Origin of the sequence: Azospirillum aestuarii, from assembly GCF_016632405.1 — a bacterium.
Taxonomy (GTDB): domain Bacteria; phylum Pseudomonadota; class Alphaproteobacteria; order Azospirillales; family Azospirillaceae; genus Azospirillum; species Azospirillum aestuarii.
On the sequence record NZ_JAEPIV010000003.1, the window covers coordinates 53855 to 70275 of the forward strand.

The following is a 16421-nucleotide window of genomic DNA, read 5'->3' on the forward strand; positions in this document are numbered from 1 at the left end:
AGGCCGCGGACGGGGCGCAAACAAGAGGCACGCCCGCTTTCCCAGGAGTGAAGGCGCGCACTATACGGATTCGGCGCGCCTTGTCAAACCATGAGTCGGGTCAAACCATGAGTCGTGTCGAACCACGAAGCCTCAGCAGCACTCGTCCTCGAGCTGGCGCAGCATGGCCAAGCCCTCCTCGTCCTCGTATTCCTCGAAGAGGTCGGAGATGTAATAGACGTTGGCGCAGAGCAGGCACAGCCCGTCCGCCTGACGCTTCAACGGATCGTCGGCCACGGCCAGCTTCGCCCGGAAGCGTTCCCAGAAGGCGTTGGTCTTGGCCGGGTCGTCGATGTGCATGTACAGGCGCTCGATGATGCGGCGGGAGTTGCCCTCGCAGTCGATGCCCTTGAAGGAGACGTAGCGGTCGGGAGTGTCGGTTGCGTCCACGGTCGTGTTTCCTGCGCAAGAGGCTTGTATTGACCTCTCTCATCGCGGAAGGCGGGTCCGGGAACAAGACCCGCTGCACGAACGGCGGGCGGACGGCGCGAACGGCGGGTGTCCTGCGCGAACGGTTCGCGCTCTCACCACTCAGGCGGCGTGCGACAGCTCTTCCTCGGTGAAGTCCAGCAGCGTGTTCAGCCGCTGCGGGGTCAGCGCTTCGATCCCCTCGTGCCACATCACCTCGCCGAACAGCGCGTGCAGAGCGGCGAGACGCTCCGGCGCGAGCCCGGTCAGGCGGTCGCCGTAATACTCCACCACGAGCTGGTCCACATAGGCGTGGTCGTCGTCCAGGAAAGCCATGGCCGTATCTCCTCGTCATCCTGGCGCCCACCCGATGCGGGCGCCGGCCATGGCTTTGTTCTACGCCTGCGGCGGGACGGGACGATTGAGGCGGATCAACCGCCGTCGGAAGTCACAAGGCGGCGGGATCAACCCTGATGCGCGTAAGGAGAAAGGCTAGAGGGCCAGCAGCTTCTTCAACTGCTCGATCCGGCCACGGCTGACCGGCACGCGGGGGGAGCCGGGGGCGGCCATGACGAAGGCGGCCCGCCCGTCGCTGCGGTCGATGGCCTGGGCGTGGCGCAGGTTGACCAGATAACGCCGGTGCGCCCGCACGAACTGCCGCCCGTCCAGCCGCGCTTCCAGCTCCGACAGGGAGAGCGAGCAGAAGAAAGCGCCGTCCGCCGTGTGGACCCGCGTGTAATGGCCGTCGGCCTGCACATAGACCGCATCGGCAGGGTCGATCAGAACCACGCCCTGGCGCGTCGTGATCGGCAGCTTAACCAGCGGCGTGACGGGTTCGGCCACCGCGTCCGCAGGCGACGGCGGAGCCGGCTCGGGAAGCGCCTTGCCGTTCACCTCGAACAGCATCAGGGCCAGCGCGGCCCCGCCGCCCGGCGGCAGGGCTGTGGCCTTCACCACGATGGTCCGTCCCGGCAGCGCCACCATCATGGAACTGGCCACCGCCGGGGAGTCCGGATCGTGCGCCGCGGCCAGCAGCAGCTCCACTTTGGCCCGGCTGCCCGGCGGATGCAGGTCGTGCAGGCTGGCCCCCAGCAGCGGACGGTCACGGCCCAGCATCCGCGCCACGGCGGCGTTGACCGACACCACGCGCCGGTCGCCGTCGAGCAGGACGAGGCCAACGTCCATATGCTGCAAGGTGTATTCCATGGGGCAGTATAGGCAGCGATTCGCCCCGGAAGGGAAGAGGTTACGCTTCGCCCTTGCGCCGTCCGGTCAGCGCCGCGACGACGCCGTGGAAGGTGCGGACCTCCTGCTCGGTCATCTGCATCCGCTCCAGGGCGTTGCGCAGCGTGCGGACCATGGAGGGGCGCTTTTCCGGCGAGGTGAAGAAGCCGGTGCGGTCCAGGTCGCCTTCCAGATGCTCGAAGAAGTTCAGCAACTCGGCCTTGGTCGCCGGGCGGGTCTGGCCGGTGTGCAGCACGCGGTCCGGCGGAGTCTCGCCGGTCTGGAACCACTCGTAGCCGATCAGCAGGACCGCCTGCGCCAGATTGAGCGAGGAGAAGGCCGGGTTCAGCGGCACGGTGATCAGCTTTTCGGCCAGCGTCAGATCGTCGTTGACCAGCCCGGTGCGCTCCGGCCCGAACAGCACGCCGGTCTTGTGCCCGGCGTCGACATGGGCGCGCAGCTCCGTCGCCGCGATGCGCGGGGTGACGAACTCCTGGATCATCCCGCGGGTGCGGACGGTGGTGGCGAAGACCACGTTCAGGTCGGCCACGGCCTCCGCCGTCGTGTCGTAGAGCTTGGCCCCGTCCAGCACCGGATCGGCGCCCGACGCCGCGGCCACCGCCTTCTCGTTCGGCCAGCCGTCGCGCGGCTTCACCAGACGCAGCTCGGTCAGGCCGCAATTCAGCATGGCCCGCGCGCAGGCGCCGATGTTCTCGCCGAGCTGGGGCTGCACGAGGATGATGGTCGGGCCGCCCAGGACGGAGGGCCGGTTGGGGTCTTTGCCGGAGGTCATGATCTGAACTTTGGTCTCAGCTTCGCGGTGTTGCGCCGCCTTTAAACAGCTTGAATGTGTAACTGTCCACCAGCGCCTCCATCGACGCCTCGATGATGTTGGTGGAGACGCCCAGCGTCGACCATTCCTGCCCGTCGCCGTTGCGCGAGCGGATCAGCACGCGCGGCATGGCGCCGGTACCGTCCTTGGCGGCCAGGATGCGCACGCGGTAGTCGGACAGCTTCACCCCGTCGAGCAGCGGGTACAAAGGCTCCAGCGCCTTGCGCATCGCGGTGTCCAGGGCGTTGACCGGGCCGTTGCCGGACGCCACCTCGTGATACTCCTTGCCGCCGATCTTCACGCGCACCACCGCCTCGGACTCGACCACCAGTTCGCCCTTGGCGTTGTAGCGGCGCTCGTCGGTGACGTGGAAGCGCTTCAGGGTGAAATAGTCCGGCACCTCGCCCAGCTCGCGGCGGACCAGCAGTTCGAAGCTGGCCTCGGCGGTGTCGTAGGCGTAGCCCTCGGTGTCGCGCTGCTTCACGAGGTCGAGCAGGCGGTTCAGCCGCTCGTCCTTCGGGTCCACCGCCATGCCCATCTCGCGCAGGCGCGCGATGACGTTGGCGCGGCCCGCCTGGTCCGACATCACGATCTGGCGGCGGTTGCCGACCGCCTCCGGCTCGACATGCTCGTAGGAGGACGGGTCCTTCTCCACGGCGGAGACGTGCAGGCCGCCCTTGTGGGCGAAGGCGCTGGCGCCGACGTAGGGGGCGTGGCGGTTCGGCGCGCGGTTCAGCCGCTCGTCGAACTTGCGGCTGATCTCGGTCAGCAGCGGCAGGTCGGCGGGCTTGATGCCGACGTCGTAGCCCATCTTCAGCATCAGCGACGGGATCAGCGACACGAGGTTGGCGTTGCCGCAGCGTTCGCCCAGCCCGTTGATCGTCCCCTGCACCATCCGCACACCGGCCCGCACCGCGGCCAGCGAGTTGGCGACCGCGTTCTCGGTGTCGTTGTGGCAGTGGATGCCCAGCCGGTCGCCGGGAATGCCGTGCTCCTCGATCACCCGACGGACGATCTCGTCGATCTCGTGGGGCAGCGTGCCGCCATTGGTGTCGCACAGCACGACCCAGCGCGCGCCCGCCTCATAGGCGGCCTTGATGCAGGAGGCGGTGTAGGCCGGATTGCGCTTGTAGCCGTCGAAGAAATGCTCCGCGTCGAACAGCGCCTCGCCTTTGGCGGCCTTCAGCGCGGCGATGCTGTCGGCGATCAGCTCGATGTTCTCCTCACGCGGGATGGCCAGCGCCACGTCGACATGGAAGTCCCAGGTCTTGCCGACGATGCAGACGGCACGCGCCTTGGACTGGATCAGGGCGGCGAGCTGCGGGTCGTTCGCGGTGCTGCGGCCCGGACGGCGGGTCATGCCGAAGGCGGTGAAGGTCGAGCGGGCGAGGTCCGGCGCCTCGGCGAAGAACTGGTCGTCGGTCGGGTTGGCGCCGGGCCAGCCGCCTTCCACATAGTCGATTCCCAGACGGTCGAGATCGCGGGCGATGGCGATCTTGTCGGCGACGGAGAAATCCACGTCCTGGGTCTGCGCCCCGTCGCGCAGCGTGGTGTCATACAGATGGATGCGTTCGCCCGTCATTGCCGCCGCCCGAAGATATTGGTCGCCCGAAGGAAGGTCATAGGACTGTCCGGAGGGCCGGAAGAATGGACGATGCGCTCCGCCATCTCAATGCTTTTGATCGAACCCGCCAGAAATGCGGGGCTTTGCCGCGCCCGACATAGGCACGCAATGGAGGTAATAGGACAAATGTACTGACCGAACAAACCATCGTCTGTGCTACACAGCCGCCCCTCTGCATGGCGCCCATCTCACGGGTGCGGTACTCTTTTCTGGCTGGATGCCTATTGATCAGTATGATCCTCGGCCTTTCTGAATGGATGGATTGGACACAGTGACTCCCGCGGGTGACGACGACCAGGACAAGCTCGTCATTGTGATCGACGACGAGCGGACGGTTCTGCAGGCCCTCAATCTCCTGCTGGAGATGTGGGGGTATCGCGTCGTCACCGCCGAAAGCGAGGGCGAGGCCGTCGACCGCCTGTCCACCGCCGGAGAAACGCCGCACGCCATCCTGGCCGATTACCGGCTGCGCGAAGGGCGCACAGGCGTTCAGGCCATCGACCGCATCCGGGCGGAGGCCGGGGCCGAGGTGCCGGGCGTCATCATCACCGGCGACACCTCCACCGAAGGGCTGCGCGACGCCCGCGCCCGCGGGCTGACCGTCCTGCAGAAGCCGGTGCTGCCGCCCCATCTCCAGGCGGTTCTGACCAAGGTGCTGCGGGAGCACCCCGCCGGTACGGCGTGACGGACCGGCATGGACGTTCCCTTACCATCGGCGCCCTCCACGCCGCCCCAGCCGAAGCACGACAAGCCGAAGCGCAAGCGCGCCGCCGTTCCCGACGGGCGGCTGTTCCGGTCATGGGAAAGCTGGGTGGTCTTCGGATTGGGGCTGCTGCTGACCGGCCTCGCCTGGTGGCTGCTGACCGAGCAGAACCACCGGCTGGCCGAGGCGCGCTTCCGCACGCTGACCCGCGATCTGGCGGGTGACGTCACGGCGCGGCTCGACACCTATGAACAGATGCTGCAGGGCGCCGTGGCGATGGTGGACGCCGGCGGCGGGCAGGTCAGCCGCACGGAATGGCGGGCCTACGTCACCGGCCTGCATGTGGAGGACCGCTATCCCGGCATCCAGGGCATCGGCTACGCCAGGCGCGTGAAGGCTCCCGACCGGGAGCAGCACGAGGCGGCGCTGCACGCCGCCGGCTTCTACAGCTACCGCGTGACGCCGGAGGGCGAGCGGCCCGAGTATTTTCCCATCGTCTACATCGAGCCCTTCGCCAGCCGCAACCTGCGGGCCTTCGGCTTCGACATGCACGCCGAGCCGACCCGCCAGGCCGCCATGGAGCGCGCCCGCATCAGCGGCACCGCCGCGGCGACCGCCCGGCTGCGGCTGGTCCAGGAAACCGACGAGGACGTGCAGCCCGGCTTCCTCATCTATGTGCCCGTCTACGACCAGACCCTGCCCCTGACCACCGCCGCCGACCGGCGGGAGGCGCTGCTCGGCTTCGTCTACAGCCCTTTCCGCGCGCATGACCTGATGCGCAGCATCATGGACCGGGGCGCGTCGGAGCTGCTCGACATCCGCGTCCATGACGGGACGGAGACCACCGCGGACTCCCTGATGTTCGACTCCGCGATCGCCCGGGACGCCGCCTTTCAGGAGGTTCTTCATGTCGAGGTGTTCGGCCGCCCCTGGACGCTGGTCCTGTCCGGCACCCACGCCTTCGAGGGAAGCGTGGCCAGCGCCACGCCGCGGGCGGTGCTGTTCGCCGGCCTGATCATCACGCTGCTTCTGGTCGCCACCGTCAACTCCGTGCTCCAGGACCGCGACCGCATGGCGGAGCTGCGCCGCAGCTACGACGCGCTGGCGCTGGCGCGGGCCGAGGCGGAGCAGGCCAACGCCGCCAAGTCGCGCTTCCTGGCCGCCGCCAGCCACGACCTGCGCCAGCCGCTCCAGACGCTGGGCATCTACCTGCACATGATCGGCGAACAGACGGACAGCCCCCGGCTGCATAAGCTGGTGGACGCCGCCCGCGACGGGTTCGAGGCGACGCAGCGCCTGCTGAACTCGTTGATGGACATCGCCACGCTGGAAACCGGCGTGATCAGCCCGCAGCTGGCCGAGCTGGACCTGCCCGTCTTCTTGGAGCGCATCTGCGAGGAAGGCCGGCTGGAGGCCGCCGGCAAGGGTTTGGGCTTCCGCGTCACCTGCGGCGGCGCCCGCGTGGCGACCGACCCGGCGATGCTGGAGCGGATCGTCCGCAACCTGCTGAGCAACGCGCTGAAATACACCCACAGCGGCACCATCCGGGTGACCTGCCGGCAGGCCCGCGGCTTCACCGCGATCAAGGTGCAGGACACCGGCCCCGGCATCCCGCAGGACCGGCTGCACTTGATCTTCGAGGACTTCTACCAGATCGGCAATCCGGAGCGCGACCGGCGCAAGGGCCTCGGCCTCGGCCTCGCCACGGTGGCGCGGCTCAGCCGGCTGCTCGGCTACCGGGTGCGGGTGCTGTCCCGCCCGGGACGCGGCGCCATCTTCCTGGTCGAGATCCCCGACGAGACGACCAGCCCCCGTCAGGCCACGGAGACGGCGACCTCGGAGGCGTGACACCCTCCGGTCCTTTTGGCAATCGCCGACGCCGCGGACCTCCGGCCCCGCCGGGATGGCCTGCGGCGGAACCGGCGTCTCGCCGAGTCGGCGATTGCCAAATCCGTATGGATCACGCCGTCGCTGGCCGGGTCGCCCGCGCGCGCATCAGCATCCACACCGCCGACACGCCGACCAGCTTGGACGCGAGACTGGCCGCCCAGACCGCCGGGTCCCAGATGCCGAGCATGCCGAAGAACAGCGCCGTGTCCACCGGCACCGACAGGGCGGCGCTGATCCACAGCCGGTCGCGCAGCGGGCGGCGGGTGACGGTGAAGACGCCCCAGTCAATCAGCTCCGACACCGCGAAGGCGGTGACGCTGGCCGTCGCGACGAAGGGATCGGCCAGCAGGAAGGACAGCAGCGTGGCGGCCAGCATGGCGGCCAGCGACCAGTGGCCGTAGCGGACCTGGACCATGTCGCGCAGGATGAAGATCAACCCGGCCCAGCAGGACCACACCAGATCCAGATGCGGCGCCAGGCTGAAGGCGTAGTTGATGGCGAGTACGCTGCCGATGTAGGCGGCGAGCCAGAGCATGACGGAATCCTCCAAATGCCACCCGCGGAAATACGGGCGCGAACGACGGCGCCACCCGCGTGAATGCGAGCGCTTCGCAACGGTCTTGTAGCAGGTTCAAACCATCGTCGTGAACCCTCGGCGCGCACCGGTCCGGACGGGGCGCAACCGGCGGGAACGGCTTACCCCCACCTCGGTTCCTCGAATGCGCCGGCGGTTCTAGCGCATCCGGACGATGCCCCGGCGCGTTCGTTCGGAGAGGCGAAACGAAAGAGACCCCGAAAGGTGTGGGCGATGGCGGCGGCGGGCGTATCAATTGGAATGGGCGGCACACGGGATCACGCGCTGGACGCGGCGCGCAGCCTGCTGATGATCCTCGGCGTGCCCTACCACGCGGCGCTGATTTACACGCCGGGCTACGACTGGGTGATGAACTCCCCCGACGGCATCGCCTGGATCGGGCTGTTCGCGGACTTCATCCACAGCTTCCGCATGCCCGCCTTCTTCCTGATCTCGGGCCTGCTGATCACCCACAGCCTGCGCCGCCACGGGCCAAGGGCGGTGCTGACCTCGCGCGCCTCGCGTCTGCTGGTGCCGCTCGTCGCCATGGCGGCGACGCTGAACGTCGCGCAATTGTGGATGGAAAGCCGCGCGGTCGACCCCGGCCTGACCGCCGCGGAGTTCCTCACCCAGGCCATCCCCGCGGCCTTCTGGAGCGGTGGCCTCGTCTATCACCTGTGGTTCCTGGTCGAGCTGTTCATCAGCGTGCTGGCGCTCTGCCTCGCCTACCCGCTGCTGGTCGCGCTGCATCGGCGGATGGCCGGGCGGGCGCCGGGGCTGGCCCGCTGGCTGGCCGACCCGCCGGACTGGCTGCCGCCGCTCCTGCTCAGCCTCGTCATGATGGGAGTGCTGGGGTTCGACAACATCTCCGATCGGCTGGTGACGCCGCTGGTGCCCACCAACTCCACGGCGGTGAGCATCGTCACCTCGGCGGGCTTCTTCGCGGTCGGGGTGCTGATCGCCCATTGGCCGGGCGGGGCCGCGCGCTACGCCAAGGCGAGCTGGGGGGTGGCGCTGACCTATCTGGTCTGTTTCGCCATCCACATCGGCATGGTCGGCGTGGAGAAGCCCATGCCGGTCCGCTTTCTCGACGAGGCGCTGCGCGCCGTCGCCGCCTGGTCGGCCTTCCGCTTCGTCCTCGGCCTGACGCAAGCCTTCTTCTCGGCGGAGAGCCGCCGGGTGCGGGCGCTGTCGCAGGCCTCCTACACGATCTATCTGCTGCACCATCTGGTGGTCATGGCCGCCGGCTTCGCCCTGCTGGCCGTCACCGCCCCGCCGTTGCTGGAGTTCGCCGCCATCAACGCGGTGGGGCTGTTCGTGCCGCTGGCGGTCCATCACGGGCTGGTGCGCCGCTCGCCGACGCTGCGCTTCCTGATGAACGGCGTCCCGCCAGGGGAAACGAAGAAGCAAAGAGGTCCGGCGCGCGGCCGCGAGGCGATGGCGCGCCGGACCGGTTAAAGCGTCAGGCCCGCTTCCAGCTCGTGCCCTGCGGGCCGTCCTCCAGGACGATGCCGAGGTCGGCCAGTTCCTTGCGGATGCGGTCGGCCTCCGCGTAGTTCTTGGCCTTGCGGGCGGCCAGACGGTCGTCGATGCGCTGCTGGATGTCGGCGTCCGACAGGGCGGCGGCCCCCTTCGGCGCCCAGCGGAACCATGCCTCCGGGTCCTGCTGGAGCAGGCCCAGCGCCTCGCCGGCGGCGCGCAGCGCGCCCTTGGCGGAGGCCTTTTCCGCCTCGCCCGTCGCCTTGTTCACCGCGGACGCCAACTCGTGCAGATGCGATATGGCGAGCGGGCTGTTGAGGTCATCCTCCAGCGCGGCCAATACGTCGAACGGCAGTTCGGCCTGCGTCGGAGCCGGGTCGCCGCGCAGCGCCTGATACCAACGGTCGAGCGTCGCCTTGGACTGCTTCAGCCCCTCGCGGGTGAAGTCCAGCGGCTGGCGGTAGTGGGCGCTCATCAGCGTCAGGCGGATCGCCTCGCCGGGGAACTCGTCCAGCAGCTCGTGCACGGTGAAGAAGTTGCCCAACGACTTGGACATCTTCTCGCCCTCGACGGTCACGAAGCCGTTGTGGACCCAGTAGCGGGCCAGCGGCTCGCCGTCGTGGGCGCAGCGGCTCTGGGCGATCTCGTTCTCATGGTGCGGGAAGATCAGGTCCAGCCCGCCGCCGTGGATGTCGAAGGTGACGCCCAGATGCTCCTTCGCCATGGCCGAGCATTCGATGTGCCAGCCGGGCCGGCCACGGCCCCACGGGCTGTCCCAGCCGGGCTGGCCGTCGGCGCTCGGCTTCCACAGCACGAAGTCGGAGGAGTCGCGCTTGTAGGGGGCGACCTCGACGCGGGCGCCGGCGATCATCTCGTCCAGCGAGCGGCGGGACAGCTGCCCGTATTCCGCCATCGACGGCACGGAGAACAGGACGTGCCCTTCCGCGGCGTAGGCGTGGCCGCGCTCGATCAGCAGGCCGATCAGGGCGACCATGTGCGAGATGTGGTGCGTGGCGCGCGGCTCGATGGTCGGGCGCAGCGCGTTCAGCGCGTCCATGTCGGCGTGGTAGAGGTCGGCGGTGCGCTTGGTCAGCGCCTCGATCGGCTCCCCGCTGTCGCGCGAGCGGTCGATGATCTTGTCGTCCACGTCGGTGATGTTGCGGACGTAGGTCACCGCCGGATAGAGCCGTTGCAGCAGCCGGAACAGCAGGTCGAACACCACCACCGGGCGGGCGTTGCCGATGTGCGCGGTGTCGTAGACCGTGGGTCCACACACATACATGCCCACCCGATCCGGACTCATCGGCTCGAAGCGTTCCTTGCGGCGGGTCAGCGTGTTGTAGAGGTCCAGCGGCACGGCGCCCTATCTCCTGTGAAAGGTTCATCCCCCTCCCCCGCCCAGCGGGGGAGGGCCGGGGTGGGGGAAGGACTCTAGGCCGTCTCTCCCGCGAGGCGCTTCTGCGCGCGGGTTCGGCCGATCAGGGGTAGCAGGTTCTTCAATTCCGGTCCATGGTCCCGCCCGGTGAGGGCGCGGCGCAGGGGGAGGAACAAATCCTTGCCCTTCCGTCCCGTCTTCGCCTTCACCGCACCCGTCCAGGTGCCCCAGGTGGAGAGGTCCCAGGGCTCCTCCGGCAGCAGGGCCGCCGCCTCGGCCAGGAAGGCGGGGTCGTCCGCCGCCGGGGCGACCGGGGCGTGGGTCACCGCCCACCAGTCGCGGGCCTCGGCGACGCGCGACAGGTTGGGGCGCACCGCCTCCCAGAAGACGGCGTCGGCGTCCGCCAAACCGAGCGCGGCCAATTCCCCGGCCACCCGCTCGAAGGGCAGCAGGTGGAGGATGCGGGCGTTCAGCCGCAGCAGTTCCTCCGGGTCGAATTTCGGGGTGGCGCGGGACACCTTGGCGATGTCGAACTCGGCCACCAGCTCGTCCAGCGTCAGCCGCGGCTCGATGGCGTCGGAGGTGCCGAGCTTGGCGAGCAGGCTGGCTAGCGCCATCGGCTCGATCCCCTCCTCCTCGCGCAAGCTGGCCACCGACAGGCTGCCCAACCGCTTGGACAGGCCCTGTCCCGCCGCGTCGGTCAGCAGCGGCAGATGGGCGAAGACCGGGACCGCTCCACCAACCGCTTCGAAGATCTGGATCTGCACCGCCGTGTTGGCGACGTGATCCTCGCCCCGGATGACGTGGGTGATGGCGAGGTCGGCGTCGTCCACCACGCTGGTCAGCGTGTAGAGCGGGCGCCCGTCCTCGCGGATCAGCACGGGATCGCTGAGAGCGGCCCCCTCGAAATGCACCGGCCCGCGCACGAGGTCGGTCCATTCCACCGGTGTGTGCTCCAGCTTGAAGCGCCAGTGCGGCTTGCGCCCCTCCGATTCGAGGCGGGCGCGGTCGGCGTCGCTCAGGCGGAGCGCCGCACGGTCGTAGATCGGCGGACGGCCTTGCGAGACGAGGCTGGCGCGCTTGAGGTTCAGTTCCTCCGGCGTCTCGTAGCAGGGGTAGAGCCGCCCGCTGGCCTTCAGCGCCGCCGCCACCTCGTCGTAGCGGCCATAGCGGTCGCTCTCCCGCGCGAAACGGTCCCAGGTCAGGCCGAGCCAGGTCAGGTCCCGCTCGATCCCCTCCGCGTATTCCGGCTTGGAGCGCTCCTCGTCCGTGTCGTCGAGGCGCAGCAGGAAGCTGCCGCCCGCCTTGCGCGCGAACAGCCAGTTGACGAGCGCGAGGCGCACGTTGCCGACATGGAGGAGACCGGTCGGGCTGGGGGCGAAGCGGACGGCGACGGACATGCTGGCATCATTCGAAAGTCGGGACGGGCCGGCAGTCGTAGCACGCCGCGCGCCGCTCCGAAAGACGCCCATCGGGCGTCACAGGGGGCGCCACGGGGCCTATCGCGTTCGGCGACAAATCCCTGTCCCACCTCTCCACAATTTCCGGCGCAAACGGATTGTTTCGAATGAAACAATTCTTGCGCGGAGCGGTGGCGGAGGCGATGCTGTCCCCCTGTGCGGGTTTTCGGCCCGCGAAACCAATTGGAACGGGAGAGCGGCCATGAAGCTGGCCGAAGCCCTGCTGCGCGCGCTGAAGGATCGCGGCGCACAGGCCATGTTCGGGATTCCGGGCGACTTCGCCCTGCCCTTCTTCAAGGTGGCGGAGGAAACGCAGATCCTGCCGCTCCACACGCTGAGCCACGAGCCGGCGGTCGGCTTCGCGGCGGACGCGGCGGCGCGCTACAGTTCGACGCTGGGGGTGGCGGCGGTCACCTACGGGGCGGGCGCCTTCAACATGGTGAACGCGGTGGCCGGCGCCTACGCCGAGAAGTCGCCGGTTGTCGTCATCTCCGGCGCGCCGGGCACGACGGAGGGCAACGCCGGCCTGCTGCTGCACCACCAGGGCCGCACGCTGGACACACAGTTCCAGGTGTTCAAGGAGATCACCGTCGCCCAGGCGCGACTGGACGACCCGGCCAAGGCCCCGGCGGAGATCGCCCGCGTTCTGGGGGCCGCCCGCGCCCTGTCGCGCCCGGTCTATCTGGAAATCCCCCGCAACATGGTCAACGCCGAGGTCGGGCCGGTGGGCGACGATCCCGCCTGGCCGGTGGACCGCGACGCGCTGGCCGCCTGCGCGGACGAGGTGCTGGCGGCCATGCGCTCGGCCACGTCCCCGGTGCTGATGGTCTGCGTCGAGGTCCGCCGCTACGGGCTGGAGGCCAAGGTGGCGGAGCTGGCGCAGCGGCTGGGGGTGCCGGTGGTCACCACCTTCATGGGGCGCGGCCTGTTGGCCGACGCGCCGACCCCGCCGCTCGGCACCTACATCGGCGTTGCCGGCGACGCGGAGATCACCCGGCTGGTCGAGGAGTCGGACGGGCTGTTCCTGCTCGGCGCCATCCTCAGCGACACCAACTTCGCGGTGTCCCAGCGCAAGATCGACCTGCGCAAGACCATCCACGCCTTCGACCGGGCGGTGACGCTGGGCTATCACACCTACGCCGACATCCCGCTGGGCGGGCTGGTGGACGCGCTGCTGGAGCGGCTGCCGCCGTCCGACCGGACGACGCGCGGCAAGGAGCCCCACGCCTATCCGACCGGCCTTCAGGCGGACGGCGAACCGATCGCCCCGATGGACATCGCCCGTGCCGTCAACGACCGCGTCCGCGCCGGGCAGGAACCGCTGCTGATCGCCGCGGACATGGGCGACTGCCTGTTCACCGCCATGGACATGATCGACGCCGGGCTGATGGCGCCGGGCTATTACGCGGGCATGGGCTTCGGCGTGCCGGCGGGGATCGGGGCTCAGTGCGTGTCGGGCGGCAAGCGCATCCTGACGGTGGTCGGCGACGGCGCCTTCCAGATGACCGGGTGGGAGCTTGGCAACTGCCGACGCCTGGGCATCGACCCCATCGTGATCCTGTTCAACAACGCCAGTTGGGAGATGCTGCGCACCTTCCAGCCCGAATCCGCCTTCAACGACCTGGACGACTGGCGCTTCGCCGACATGGCGGCGGGCATGGGCGGCGACGGCGTCCGCGTGCGCACGCGGGCGGAGTTGAAGGCGGCCCTGGACAAGGCCTTCGCCACGCGCGGGCGCTTCCAGCTGATCGAGGCGATGATCCCGCGCGGCGTGCTGTCCGACACGCTGGCCCGCTTCGTCCAAGGGCAGAAGCGCCTGCACGCCGCACCCCGGGAGTAGGCGGGGGAGCCGCGTCCGCAAGCTGGCGGTCAGCCTCCCACCGATCGGGCTGGTCCGCTAAGCTCTTGTCGCGCTTGCGCTAAGGGCAGCGGCGCCGAAGCGGGATACCCCCTTCGGCGCCGCTGCCGCGCAACAATTCGTTAACCATAAAAGCCCACCCTGTCCCTGCTTTCGGGCAGAATTGATTCAGGGACGAGGACGGCGATGACCTGCATTGTTGGCTTGGTGGACGGCGATCGTGTGTGGATGGGCGGTGACAGCGCGGGCGTGAACGGCCTGGACATCACCGTGCGCGCGGACACCAAGGTGTTCCGCAACGCCGACCTGCTGATCGGCTTCACCAGCAGCTTCCGCATGGGCCAGCTTCTGCATTACCGGCTGGAGCCGCCGCACCGCGACCCCGAGGCCGACGTCTTCCGCTACATGGTCGTCGATTTCGTGGACGCCGTGCGCGGCTGCCTGAAGGACGGCGGCTATGCCCACCGCTCCAACGACGTGGAGACCGGCGGCACCTTCATGGTCGGGTACGAGGGGCGCCTCTTCTCGATCCAGTCCGACTATCAGGTGGGCGAGGCGGTGCGCGGCTATCACGCCATCGGCTGCGGGTCCGACTACGCGCTGGGCTCGCTCGCCTCGACGGCCGGGCTGCCGGCGGAGGAGCGGGTGCTGAAGGCGCTGGAATGCGCCGAGCTGTTCAGCGGCGGCGTGCGCGCGCCCTTCACCATCCAGTCGATGGTCCGCCGCCCGCATCTGGCGCTGACCGAAGCGGCGTAAAGCCACAATAAAAATCAGGACTTCCCGCGCCGTTTTCGCCATCCGGCAAGACGGCGCGAAGTCGTGCCCGCACTGCGGCAAACTGTGTTATAGGGACGCCGCTCCGTCCCGAAGAGATGGAGAACAAAAAGACCATAAATACAGTGGGTGCTAGAGAATGGTTGACCAAACTGTTGGTGATGCTGATCGTTTGATTGGCGAAGATTCCCGCGATGTCTCGGGCTTGGTGCATGGCCTGCCGGCTTACTGCAATTCGCCTTACTTCGTGTTTCCGGCGCTGATCCTTCTGCTGATCATGCCGCTGTCGATCATTTTCCACCCGTCCTGGATCATTCCGCTGGCCGAGCTGTACGCGGTCGGCATGATGGTGACGATCATCCGCCTGACGCGCGGGTGAACTGCGGGTCTTGCCCCCACCCTTCCTATGCTGCGCACGGGAAAGGTGGGGGCCCGTTTCACGCATGCCTCACGCAATGCTCCCAAACCCGTTGGTGATCGGATAGCGCCGCTCGCGGTTGAACAGCCGCGGGGTGATCTTCGGCCCCGGAGGCGCCTGGCGGCGCTTGTATTCGGCCAGATGCAGCATGCGCCAGACCCTGTCCACCACCTCCGGCGTATGGCCGCGGGCGACGATTTCCGCCACGCCCAGATCCTTCTCCACCAGACACCTCAGGATGTCGTCCAGTTCGTCGTAGGGCGGCAGCGTGTCCTGGTCGGTCTGGTCGGGTTTCAGCTCCGCGGTCGGGGCTTTGACCAGAACCCGCTCCGGCACGACGCGCCCCGCCGGGCCGAGCGCACCCTCCGGCACATGGCCGTTGCGCCAGCGCGCCAGCGCGTAGACCGTCGTTTTGTAGACGTCCTTCAGCACGGCATAGCCGCCGCACAGGTCGCCATAGAGCGTGGCGTAGCCGACCGACATCTCCGACTTGTTGCCGGTGGACAGCACCATGGGGCCGAACTTGTTCGACAGCGCCATCAGCGTGACGCCGCGGGAGCGCGCCTGGATGTTCTCCTCCGTGGCGTCCGGATCGCGCCCCGCGAAGGCCGGCAGGAGCATCCGGTCGAACGCCTCCATCGCCGGAACGATGGGAACGGTGTCCAGCTTGCAGCCCAGCAGTTCCGCCGATTCCGCGGCGTCGTCCAGGCTGTCCTGCACGGTATAAGGCGACGGCATCATCACGCCGTGCACCCGGTCGGCGCCCAAGGCATCCACCGCGATGGCCGCCGACAGCGCCGAGTCGATGCCGCCCGACAGGCCCAGGATGACGCCGGGGAAACCATTCTTGGTCACGTAGTCGCGCAAGGCCAACACCAGCGCCGCATAGACTGACTCCAGACCCTCCGGCGGGGCGACGCACTCCGTGTCGGCGCAGCTCCAGACATCGTCTTCGCCGCGCTCCCAGCGGGTGACCAGCAGATGCTCGGCGAAGGCCGGGGCCTGCGCCACCAGCCGGCGATCGGCGCCCAACGCGAAGCTGGCGCCGTCGAAGACCAGCTCGTCCTGCCCACCCACCTGATTCACGTAGAGCAGCGGCAGGCCCGACTCGGTGACCCGCCGCACGGCGAGCTGCAAGCGCTGGTCGTGCTTGCCCAGCTCGAACGGGCTGCCGTTGGGAACCACCAGGATCTCCGCCCCGCTTTCCGCCAGCGTCTCGATCACGTCGGCGGACCACATGTCCTCGCAGATCGGAACGCCCAGCCGCAAGCCGCGGACGTTGATCGGGCCGGGCAGCGGGCCGGGGGTGAAGACGCGCTTCTCGTCGAACACGCCGTAGTTCGGCAGATCCACCTTGAAGCGGGTCGCCGCGACCGTGCCGCCGTCGAGCAGCAGCGCCGCGTTGAAACATGCGCCGCCGTCGCGCCAGGGCGCGCCGACCAGCAGGGCCGGACCGCCGTCCGCCGTCTCGGCGGCGAGTTCACGCACCGCCCGCTCCACCACGTCCAGGAAGAAGGGTTTCAGCACCAGATCCTCCGGCGGGTAGCCGGTCACCGCCAGCTCCGGGCAGACCATCAGGTCGGCGCCGCGCGCGGCGGCCTCCGCCCGCGCGTCGCGGATGCGGTCGATGTTGGCGGCGATGGCGCCGACGGTCGGGTTGATCTGGGCCAGCGCGATGGAAAAGCGGTCGGTCATGGCGGCGTCGTCCGAGGAAGCGGCGGATCGGCGACACCGTAGCAGCCGAAGGCGGGGGGCGGAAGCGG

The 16421-nt window shown here is 68.9% G+C and carries 15 protein-coding genes; 6 read left to right on the forward strand and 9 right to left on the reverse strand.

Features of this window, described 5'->3' with window-relative positions:
- Positions 1–132: 132 nt before the first annotated feature.
- From cowN to cimA, 5 genes are all read right to left on the reverse strand, one after another.
- A complete protein-coding gene (gene cowN, locus JJL56_RS09585; protein ID WP_014239500.1) occupies positions 133–429 on the reverse strand; it encodes a N(2)-fixation sustaining protein CowN in 297 nt (98 codons plus the stop codon).
- A 141-nt stretch (positions 430–570) separates the two neighbouring features.
- Positions 571–783 carry a hypothetical protein gene (locus JJL56_RS09590; protein WP_145625007.1) on the reverse strand — a complete coding sequence of 71 codons (213 nt, stop codon included), beginning with the start codon at positions 781–783 and terminating at the stop codon, positions 571–573.
- Positions 784–939: 156 nt separating this feature from the next.
- Positions 940–1632 carry a PAS domain-containing transcriptional regulator gene (locus tag JJL56_RS09595; RefSeq protein ID WP_247889384.1) on the reverse strand — a complete coding sequence of 231 codons (693 nt, stop codon included), beginning with the start codon at positions 1630–1632 and terminating at the stop codon, positions 940–942.
- A gap of 61 nt (positions 1633–1693) precedes the next feature.
- Positions 1694–2464: an RNA methyltransferase gene (locus tag JJL56_RS09600; RefSeq protein WP_145625011.1), complete on the reverse strand. Its 771-nt coding sequence runs from the start codon at positions 2462–2464 to the stop codon at positions 1694–1696.
- Positions 2465–2480: 16 nt separating this feature from the next.
- Complete coding sequence (cimA, locus tag JJL56_RS09605) at positions 2481–4085, reverse strand: citramalate synthase (RefSeq protein WP_145625013.1); 1605 nt, start codon at positions 4083–4085, stop codon at positions 2481–2483.
- Positions 4086–4398: 313 nt separating this feature from the next.
- On the opposite strand from cimA, the gene JJL56_RS09610 reads away from it, so the two are divergent.
- The gene (locus tag JJL56_RS09610) at positions 4399–4812 is read left to right on the forward strand and encodes a response regulator (RefSeq protein WP_186452883.1); all 414 of its coding nucleotides are present in this window, start codon (positions 4399–4401) and stop codon (positions 4810–4812) included.
- 9 nt (positions 4813–4821) lie between these two features.
- Positions 4822–6678, forward strand: coding sequence for a CHASE domain-containing protein (locus tag JJL56_RS09615; RefSeq protein ID WP_200485021.1), 1857 nt, complete (start codon positions 4822–4824; stop codon positions 6676–6678).
- A gap of 112 nt (positions 6679–6790) precedes the next feature.
- On the opposite strand, the gene JJL56_RS09620 is transcribed toward JJL56_RS09615, so the two are convergent.
- A complete protein-coding gene (locus JJL56_RS09620; RefSeq protein WP_145625019.1) occupies positions 6791–7255 on the reverse strand; it encodes a preQ0 transporter in 465 nt (154 codons plus the stop codon).
- 300 nt (positions 7256–7555) lie between these two features.
- On the opposite strand from JJL56_RS09620, the gene JJL56_RS09625 reads away from it, so the two are divergent.
- Positions 7556–8752: an acyltransferase family protein gene (locus JJL56_RS09625; protein ID WP_200485022.1), complete on the forward strand. Its 1197-nt coding sequence runs from the start codon at positions 7556–7558 to the stop codon at positions 8750–8752.
- Between the two features lie 4 nt (positions 8753–8756).
- Here the strand turns inward: JJL56_RS09625 and cysS are convergent, their stop codons facing one another.
- Both cysS and gltX read right to left on the reverse strand, forming a co-directional pair.
- On the reverse strand, positions 8757–10130 hold the full coding sequence (cysS, locus tag JJL56_RS09630; RefSeq protein WP_145625024.1) for a cysteine--tRNA ligase: 1374 nt from the start codon (positions 10128–10130) through the stop codon (positions 8757–8759).
- Positions 10131–10204: 74 nt separating this feature from the next.
- The gene (gene gltX, locus JJL56_RS09635) at positions 10205–11548 is read right to left on the reverse strand and encodes a glutamate--tRNA ligase (RefSeq protein WP_200485023.1); all 1344 of its coding nucleotides are present in this window, start codon (positions 11546–11548) and stop codon (positions 10205–10207) included.
- A gap of 262 nt (positions 11549–11810) precedes the next feature.
- Here gltX and ipdC point away from each other — a divergent pair, with 262 nt between their 5' ends.
- The 3 genes from ipdC (at position 11811) to JJL56_RS09650 (ending at position 14619) form a co-directional block, all read left to right on the forward strand.
- Entirely contained in the window at positions 11811–13448 is a 1638-nt protein-coding gene (gene ipdC, locus JJL56_RS09640; protein ID WP_200485024.1) for an indolepyruvate/phenylpyruvate decarboxylase, read from the forward strand.
- 204 nt (positions 13449–13652) lie between these two features.
- Positions 13653–14222: a hypothetical protein gene (locus JJL56_RS09645; RefSeq protein WP_038529345.1), complete on the forward strand. Its 570-nt coding sequence runs from the start codon at positions 13653–13655 to the stop codon at positions 14220–14222.
- 157 nt (positions 14223–14379) lie between these two features.
- Positions 14380–14619 (forward strand): hypothetical protein, encoded by a 240-nt coding sequence (locus JJL56_RS09650; protein ID WP_200485025.1) that lies wholly within the window; start codon positions 14380–14382, stop codon positions 14617–14619.
- 69 nt (positions 14620–14688) lie between these two features.
- Here the strand turns inward: JJL56_RS09650 and JJL56_RS09655 are convergent, their stop codons facing one another.
- Positions 14689–16353 (reverse strand): NAD+ synthase, encoded by a 1665-nt coding sequence (locus JJL56_RS09655; RefSeq protein WP_200485026.1) that lies wholly within the window; start codon positions 16351–16353, stop codon positions 14689–14691.
- Positions 16354–16421: the final 68 nt, after the last annotated feature.

Bases quoted from the DNA above. Each gene is read 5' to 3' on its own strand.
- JJL56_RS09590 (WP_145625007.1), bottom strand. From the start codon at position 783: ATGGCTTTCCTGGACGACGACCACGCCTATGTGGACCAGCTCGTGGTG.
- JJL56_RS09595 (WP_247889384.1), bottom strand. From the start codon at position 1,632: ATGGACGTTGGCCTCGTCCTGCTCGACGGCGACCGGCGCGTGGTGTCG.
- JJL56_RS09600 (WP_145625011.1), bottom strand. From the start codon at position 2,464: ATGACCTCCGGCAAAGACCCCAACCGGCCCTCCGTCCTGGGCGGCCCG.
- cimA (WP_145625013.1), bottom strand. From the start codon at position 4,085: ATGACGGGCGAACGCATCCATCTGTATGACACCACGCTGCGCGACGGG.
- JJL56_RS09615 (WP_200485021.1), top strand. From the start codon at position 4,822: ATGGACGTTCCCTTACCATCGGCGCCCTCCACGCCGCCCCAGCCGAAG.
- JJL56_RS09620 (WP_145625019.1), bottom strand. From the start codon at position 7,255: ATGCTCTGGCTCGCCGCCTACATCGGCAGCGTACTCGCCATCAACTAC.
- JJL56_RS09625 (WP_200485022.1), top strand. From the start codon at position 7,556: ATGGGCGGCACACGGGATCACGCGCTGGACGCGGCGCGCAGCCTGCTG.
- gltX (WP_200485023.1), bottom strand. From the start codon at position 11,548: ATGTCCGTCGCCGTCCGCTTCGCCCCCAGCCCGACCGGTCTCCTCCAT.
- ipdC (WP_200485024.1), top strand. From the start codon at position 11,811: ATGAAGCTGGCCGAAGCCCTGCTGCGCGCGCTGAAGGATCGCGGCGCA.
- JJL56_RS09645 (WP_038529345.1), top strand. From the start codon at position 13,653: ATGACCTGCATTGTTGGCTTGGTGGACGGCGATCGTGTGTGGATGGGC.
- JJL56_RS09650 (WP_200485025.1), top strand. From the start codon at position 14,380: ATGGTTGACCAAACTGTTGGTGATGCTGATCGTTTGATTGGCGAAGAT.
- JJL56_RS09655 (WP_200485026.1), bottom strand. From the start codon at position 16,353: ATGACCGACCGCTTTTCCATCGCGCTGGCCCAGATCAACCCGACCGTC.